At 59.9% G+C, this 7,191-nt stretch carries 7 protein-coding genes; 3 read left to right on the plus strand and 4 right to left on the minus strand.

Annotated elements, in window-relative coordinates:
* The first annotated feature begins 246 nt into the window (after positions 1–246).
* Positions 247–1,941, plus strand: a complete 1,695-nt coding sequence (locus AB5Y92_RS13645; protein ID WP_368226974.1) for an aspartate aminotransferase family protein — start codon at positions 247–249, stop codon at positions 1,939–1,941.
* A 146-nt stretch (positions 1,942–2,087) separates the two neighbouring features.
* Here the strand turns inward: AB5Y92_RS13645 and AB5Y92_RS13650 are convergent, their stop codons facing one another.
* The 3 genes from AB5Y92_RS13650 to yiaY all read right to left on the minus strand — a co-directional run bounded on the left by AB5Y92_RS13650 (position 2,088) and on the right by yiaY (position 4,515).
* On the minus strand, positions 2,088–2,717 hold the full coding sequence (locus tag AB5Y92_RS13650) for an NAD(P)H-binding protein (RefSeq protein WP_368226975.1): 630 nt from the start codon (positions 2,715–2,717) through the stop codon (positions 2,088–2,090).
* 171 nt (positions 2,718–2,888) lie between these two features.
* The gene (gene bamE / locus AB5Y92_RS13655) at positions 2,889–3,227 is read right to left on the minus strand and encodes an outer membrane protein assembly factor BamE (protein ID WP_005337980.1); all 339 of its coding nucleotides are present in this window, start codon (positions 3,225–3,227) and stop codon (positions 2,889–2,891) included.
* Between the two features lie 136 nt (positions 3,228–3,363).
* Positions 3,364–4,515, minus strand: a complete 1,152-nt coding sequence (yiaY, locus tag AB5Y92_RS13660) for an L-threonine dehydrogenase (protein WP_064341491.1) — start codon at positions 4,513–4,515, stop codon at positions 3,364–3,366.
* Between the two features lie 382 nt (positions 4,516–4,897).
* Between yiaY and udp the strand changes: the two genes are divergently transcribed.
* On the plus strand, positions 4,898–5,653 hold the full coding sequence (gene udp / locus AB5Y92_RS13665) for a uridine phosphorylase (RefSeq protein WP_325793698.1): 756 nt from the start codon (positions 4,898–4,900) through the stop codon (positions 5,651–5,653).
* Between the two features lie 154 nt (positions 5,654–5,807).
* Here udp and AB5Y92_RS13670 read toward each other — a convergent pair whose 3' ends face one another.
* Positions 5,808–6,503, minus strand: a complete 696-nt coding sequence (locus tag AB5Y92_RS13670) for an RluA family pseudouridine synthase (protein WP_368226977.1) — start codon at positions 6,501–6,503, stop codon at positions 5,808–5,810.
* 239 nt (positions 6,504–6,742) lie between these two features.
* Between AB5Y92_RS13670 and AB5Y92_RS13675 the strand changes: the two genes are divergently transcribed.
* A partial coding sequence (locus AB5Y92_RS13675) for a nucleoside hydrolase (protein ID WP_368226976.1) occupies positions 6,743–7,191 on the plus strand: 449 nt, incomplete at its 3' end.

Here is a 7,191-nt window from a genome sequence, read left to right on the forward strand (position 1 = left end):
GGCTGTTGGCCTCCCTGCGTTGAGGGGAGCGCTGTACTGGTGGCGGTCCGGTAGTGAGGGCGCTGTCAGCCAGGATGGGAGCAAGATCACGAAATATAAAGAGGCGCCTCAAAGGCGCCTTTTTGCCAGCCCTTGTGATGGCTGATACATGACAAAAAGTAGGGTAGGCCATTAGATATTGTCACTGTCGGCCCCGCTGGTACAGGGGTATAACGGCCGCACATTTGCTGTACTAATGGTATAAAAATGAGTGACTTAGTTTATCTGCAAGACGAAAGCGTCAATGCCGTCCACCCCGATTTCTCCGCCCGTTTCGCCACCGTCAAAGCCAACTTTTTCTCGCGCAATCCCGATCTCTGGCCGGTTTTTCGCGAACCCGGATTTGCCACCCTCAACGAATTTCGGGCCCGTGGCCTGGCCCCCGATGCCCGCCTGAACGCCTGGCCTGATGGCCGCGCCCGCCTGGCCGATCTCTGCGAGACCATGCCGGTGCCCGCCACCATGCGCACTCCGGGCGAGCCGATGGCCGAGCTGTTGTTTGCCGCCGCGCTGTCGAAGGATTGGGAGAACCCCTCCAGTGTCGAGAACGTCATCACCATGTCGGCAGATCCCGCCATCTACGGCGCCCAGCTGGGCATTCTTGCCAACCCCAATCTGGTCTACTCCGAATACGCCGGGGTGGCCGAGGAGCTGGAGAAGAAGGTGGTGCGCCAGATTGCGCTGCTGGCAGGCTATGACCCCGAGCGGGCTACCGGCATCTTCACCCAGGGGGGGACCTTCTGTAACCTCTATGGCTACCTGCTCGGCATTCGCAAAACCTTGCCCGAGGCCAAGCACAAGGGGCTAGGCCACTATCAGGATTACCGCATCATCAACTCCCAGGGCGGTCACTACTCCAACATCACCAACCTCTCCCTGCTCGGGGTGGACATCGAGAACAAGACTATCCGCATTCAGGTCGGCGAGAACAACGACATCGATCTCGACCACCTCGAGCACACCCTGACCGCCTGTTTTGCCCTGAAACACGTGGTGCCCACCATCATGCTCACCATGGGCACCACCGACACCTTCGGGGTGGATCAGGTGAAACCCGTGTTCGAGCTGCGCAATCGCCTCTGCGAGCAGTTTGAGGTGGCGGTCAAACCTCACATCCACGTCGATGCGGCTATCGGCTGGTCGATGATCTTCTTCCTGGATTACGACTTTGCCGCCAACCCGCTCGCCATCAACAGCGCCACTCTGGCGGGGATCGAGCGCAACGTGGCGCGCTTTGCCGAGCTCAAATATGCCGACTCCTTTACCGTCGACTTCCAGAAGTGGGGCTATGTGCCCTACACCTCCAGTCTGGTGATGATTAAAGAGCAGGATGACCTCAAGGCGATGGAGAATGACCCGGAGAACTTCTCCTACTTCGAGCGGGACATTCAGGGCCAGACCCACCTGCAATCCACCATCGAGTGCTCCCGTGGCGCGAGTGGTCTGTTCGGTGCCTATGCGGCGCTCAGCTATATGGGGGTCGAGGGATATCGCACCGTGCTGGCCCACTGCCTGCAAAATGCCAATTATTTCCGCTTCCGGTTAAGCCAGCTGGGCAACGTCAAGCTGGTGGCGCAGGAGAATCAGGGGCCGAGCATCGGCTTCAAGATCTACAACCCCGAGTGGGTGAGCGATCCGGAGGCCGAGTTCGCCTTCGAGCTGGCCCGCTCCAGCGACCCTGCCTACAAGGCGCGTTTGCAGCGTAACACTGACTACCACCGCAGCCTGTTCAAGGGGCGCGGCAAGGTGGGGCTCTACACCAACTGGGTGGAGGCGGTGGCCCATTCCGACTATGACGCACGGGGCAAATACTCCTACATCGCAGGGGAGAAGGCGGTCTTTATGAACCCCGCCTGCACTCGCGAGCAGATCGACGCCTTTATCGACCATATTCGCGGTTGATGGCGGTTGCCCTGACTGCCGAGCGCGGTCAATGGTGGCAAGAGGTGGTTGGGGTGTATCACGCCAACAGATAAACAAAGGGCAAGCCAATTGGCTTGCCCTTCTGTTTTCACGACTGAATGCGAAAGCGGTGGAAAAGGCCGGGTTCAGAGGGCCAGCAGTTGCTCGTTCTCGACAATCTCGCACCCGGCGGGCAGTTTCGAGAGGGCGATCATGGCGCGGGCCACCTGACGGGCCTCGATGGCGCGCCAGCGGGCGAGCCTGCCCACCAGCAGCGGCCGAAACAGCGGGTAGATGCTCTGAAAGATCTGCTCGGAGAGGCGCGGTGGCTGGCGATCCCCGAGCAGCATGGCGGGCCGCACGATGGCGAGCCGTGGCCAGGATTGGGCCAGCAGGGCCTGCTCCATCTCTCCCTTGGTACGCGGATAGAGAGCCGGGGAACTTGTGTTGGCTCCCATGCTCGAGACCACGATCAGCCGCTGACAACCGTGACGGCGGGCCAGATCAGCAAAGGCGACCACATAGTCGAGATCGACCCGGCGAAACGCCTCGGCAGAGCCCGCCTCCTTGCGGGTGGTGCCGAGGGCACAGAAGGCGATATCCACCGGGCGGGAGAGGGTGACGCTGGCCAGATCATCAAAATTGACCGGCAGCCAGTGGTGCGCCTCCTTGCCCGGCTGGCGACAGAGCAGGGTCAGTTCATGTTCGGCAGGCAGTTGCTGCACCAGTTCGCGACCGATCAGGCCGCTGGCTCCGGCAATCAGGATCCGGCTCATGGGGATTCTCCCTGTGTCATTCGATGGTGTCGATGCCATGGTGGCTGCTCATCAGCATCAGGCAATTTGCGGGCAGCTGCAATGGGGAGAAATGACGCAGTGTTGTCGGGCAGGATGAATTACGCGGGGCAGGATAAAACAAAACCGGCGCGAGGCCGGTTTTGCGGGATATCAGAGCGGGGTATTGAAGGCTGCTGGCAGCGGGAAGTCTCCCGTCACTGTGGTCAGCCTGTCGTTGGCGAAGGTGACAGTGAGCTCTTTGCGCTCCTTGTCGCCGTGGCCCGGCTGGAATTCATAGAGGTAGTACCAGGTGTTGGGGTCAAAGCCGTCACGCAGCATGGGGGTCCCCAGCACATAGCTGACCTGCTCGCGGGTCATCCCCTGGCGCAGTTTGTCGACCTGTTTTTGTTCCACATAGTTGCCCTGGGGAATATCGATACGATAGACCAGGCTGCAACCGGAGAGGGTGAGGGCGGTCAAAGCCGCGGCAATCAGGTGTTTCATCCGCATATCGAGTTCAGATCATCCATACAGTCTTTTTGGCTCGGCAAATCATACCGACTCCCTCCACGGAAGTAAAAAGCCATTGAGCCATCAGCCAATAAAAAGGGCCGCACTGCGACCCTTTCTGGCAATCCGGCAGCCGTCACATCGCCGCGCGGAAGATGGCGACGATCTCTTCGTGGCTCGCCTGTTTCGGGTTGGTGAAGCCGCAGGCATCTTTCAGGGCGTTGCTGGCCAGGGTATCGAAGTCATCGGCCTTGACGCCGAGCTGCTCCAGACCGGCCGGGATCTTCACATCCAGCGCCAGCTGCTTGATGGCAGCAATGGCAGCGGCGGCGCCCTGCTCGTCGTTCATGGCGCTCACGTCAACACCCATGTAGCGGGCGACATCCTTCAGACGAGCGGCGCTCACCTGGGCGTTGAACGCCTGAACGTGGGGCAGCAGCACGGCGTTGCAGACACCGTGGGGCAGGTCGTAGAAACCGCCCAGCTGGTGGGCCATGGCGTGCACATAGCCGAGGCTTGCGTTGTTGAAGGCCATGCCGGCCAGGAACTGGGCGTATGCCATCTGCTCGCGGGCATGCAGGTCATCGCCGTGGTGAACGGCGGTGCGCAGGTGCTTGGCAATCAGCTCGATGGCCATCACGGCGCTGGCATCGGTTACCGGGGTGGCGATGGTGGAAACATAGGCCTCGATGGCATGGGTCAGGGCATCCATACCGGTGGCTGCGGTCAGACCGGCCGGCTTGGCCAGCATCAGCTCGGGGTCGTTGACTGACATCAGCGGGGTAACGTGCTTGTCGATGATGGCCATTTTCACGTGGCGCGCTTCGTCGGTGATGATGCAGAAGCGGGTCATCTCGGAGGCGGTACCGGCAGTGGTGTTGATGGCGATAAGCGGCAGTTGCGGCTTGGCGGAGCGATCCACCCCTTCGTAATCCTTGATGTTGCCACCGTTGGCGGCAACCAGCGCGATGCCCTTGGCACAGTCGTGGGGCGAGCCGCCACCCAGCGAGATGACGCAGTCGCAGCCGTTGGCCTTGATCATCGCCAGACCCGCTTCGACGTTGCTGGTGGTGGGGTTGGGTTTGGTCTCATCGAAAACAGCGCTTTCAATGCCATGTTCAGCCAACAGGGTGGTGAGCTTGGCGACCACACCGATCTGGTTGAGAATTTTGTCGGTGACGATCAGCGCCTTGCGGTAGCCGTAACCCTTGATATCGGCGGCAGCCTCTTGCAGACAGCCGGCACCCATCAGGTTGATTGCAGGAATATAGAACTTGAATGTAGCCATGATGGACTTCCTATAGTTAGCCATTAAGTGGTAGTTGAGCGCTAGGCTACCATCTAGAAAGGGATACAAAAGCATCTTGTTTACAACTTTACGGGGTCGATCACGAGTCGTTAATTAAGCGTTGAACCAGGCTTGACTTTCCCGCATCCAACTCGATTTGCAGAAAAACGTTTGTCAATTATTTCATTGAGTTAGCAAACGTTTTGCGCAATGTTTGTCACTGTCAATGCGTGGAAGTGTGAGGCGCTTCAAGGAATTGGAAAGCGCTTTCGACCATAGTTGGCGCCTCCCCGAAGAGGGGGGTAAAGGCTTGAAAGTATCATAAAGAATCATCTTAACTTGTGCCCTGACCATGCTGGCAGGGGGCAACCAGGAGTCCACTATGTCTGATGTATTTCACTTGGGTTTGAAGAAAGCGGATCTGCAAGGCGCCACCCTGGCGATCGTCCCCGGTGACCCCGAGCGCGTGAAGCGTATCGCAGAGTTGTTGGACAACCCGGTGCACCTGGCCAGCCATCGTGAATTCACTACCTGGCGCGGCGAGATGGACGGCAAGGCTGTGATCATCTGCTCTACCGGTATCGGTGGCCCGTCCACCTCCATCGCGGTAGAAGAGCTGGCCCAGCTGGGTATCAGCACCTTCCTGCGCATCGGCACCACCGGCGCCATCCAGCCGCACCTGAACGTGGGTGACGTGATCGTGACCACCGGTTCCGTGCGCCTCGACGGTGCCAGCCTGCACTTCGCGCCGATGGAGTTCCCGGCCGTGGCCGACTTCGACTGCACCACCGCGCTGGTCAACACCGCCAAAGAGCTGGGTTCCAAGCTGCACATCGGTGTGACTGCCTCCTCTGACACCTTCTACCCGGGTCAGGAGCGTTACGACACAGTTTCCGGCCGCGTAGTGAGCCGTTTCCAGGGTTCCATGAAAGAGTGGCAAGCCATGGGCGTGCTGAACTATGAGATGGAGTCCGCAACCCTGCTGACCATGTGCTCCAGCCAGGGCCTGCGTGCCGGTATGGTGGCTGGCGTTATCGTCAACCGTACCCAGCAAGAGATCCCGAACGCCGAGACCATGGCGAAGACCGAATCTGATGCCATCAAGATCGTACTGGGCGCTGCCCGCAAGCTGATCTGATAGCACCACAAAGAGTGGGGGGTGGGGGCCGTTGCGAAAGCACGGCCCCTATCTTTATCCGCCGTTTACCGCTTTTCCTCTCCCGTCACCCCTTTCTCTATTCCCGCCGCACTCGCGTCTATTGCCATCTACTGACGACCTCTACTGATTGCTCCTAAAAAGGCGCTGCACAGTGGATCTGCATCGGATCTCCGCTCACCGGATGAGTAAAATCCAGCTCGCTGGCATGCAGCATCAGCCGCGGTGCCTGTTCGCAGCCGGGTTGCAGCAGGCCGCCATAGAGATCGCAGCCGAGGATGGGGTGGCCCAGCAGCTGACTGTGGATGCGCAGCTGATGGGTGCGGCCGGTCTCCGGCACCAGTCGTACCCGGGTCAAAGGCACGGTCTGCCCCTGCATCTGCTGCGCCAGCCGCTCAATCACCTGATAGCGGGAGCGGGCGGGTTTGCCGCTGGCGGCGCAAATATTCATCAGCGGAAAGAGGGCCGGATCCTTGGCGATGGGGGCGTCGATAACTCCTTCGTCGTCAATCAGATGACCGCAGAGCAGGGCGCTGTAGGCCTTGCTCACCGCCCGCTGACTGAACTGCTGGCAGAGCAGGGCATTGATGGCCTTGTTTCTGGCCACCACCATGATGCCTGAGGTGCCAAAATCGAGGCGATGCACCAGGGTGCAGCCGGGGAAATCCTGCACCAGTCGATAATGAACAGAGTCGAGATTCTGCGGATTTTTGCCCGAGAGGCTCAGCAGGCCGCTCGGCTTGTTGATGAGCAGCAGGTGCTCATCTTCGAACAGGATCTCGATGGCAGCCTCGCAGGGCGGGGCGATAAAGATGTCGACGATAACAGACATAGGGGGCACGGGCAGAAAACGGGGGGCCATCATACCCAAGTGGCGGGTAAGGCGCGAATCGGCGTAGCGGATGCGCTCGCCACACCATTCCCTCATTGCGGCCTGCTGCTGGCTGGCCGTGACAGTGCGAAGGTAACTGATTGAAAAAAATCAGGAACCGTTTTGTGACCCCCTCCCGAGTTCAGCCGCTGCGAGCTTGCTAAGGTAGGGCTCCCTTTGATGTTGTAAGGAGTCTCTCCATGGCACTGCCCGTTATTCTCGATTGTGATCCCGGCCACGACGACGCCATCTCCCTCATTCTGGCGCTGGCCAGCCCAGAACTTGACGTATTGGCAGTTACCACCAGCGCGGGCAACCAGACGCCGGACAAGACCCTCAACAATGCCCTGCGCATCCTCACCTTGCTGGGGTGTGACGATATTCCGGTGGCGGCAGGGGCGCCGAAACCGCTGGCCCGGGAGCTTATCATCGCCGATAACGTCCATGGCGAATCGGGCCTCGATGGCCCCAAGTTGCCGGATCCCGCCTTTGCGCCACAGGCCATGACTGGGCTTGAATTGATGGCCAAATGTCTGCGCGAGAGCCTAGAACCTGTGACCCTGGTGCCGACCGGCCCGCTCACCAATATCGCCCTGCTGCTGGCGGCTCACCCGGAACTAAAGGGCAAGATCGCCCGCATCGTATTGAT

The sequence above is a fragment of the Aeromonas sp. R1-1 genome (assembly GCF_040908495.1).
In the GTDB taxonomy this organism is placed as follows: Bacteria; Pseudomonadota; Gammaproteobacteria; order Enterobacterales; family Aeromonadaceae; genus Aeromonas; species Aeromonas veronii.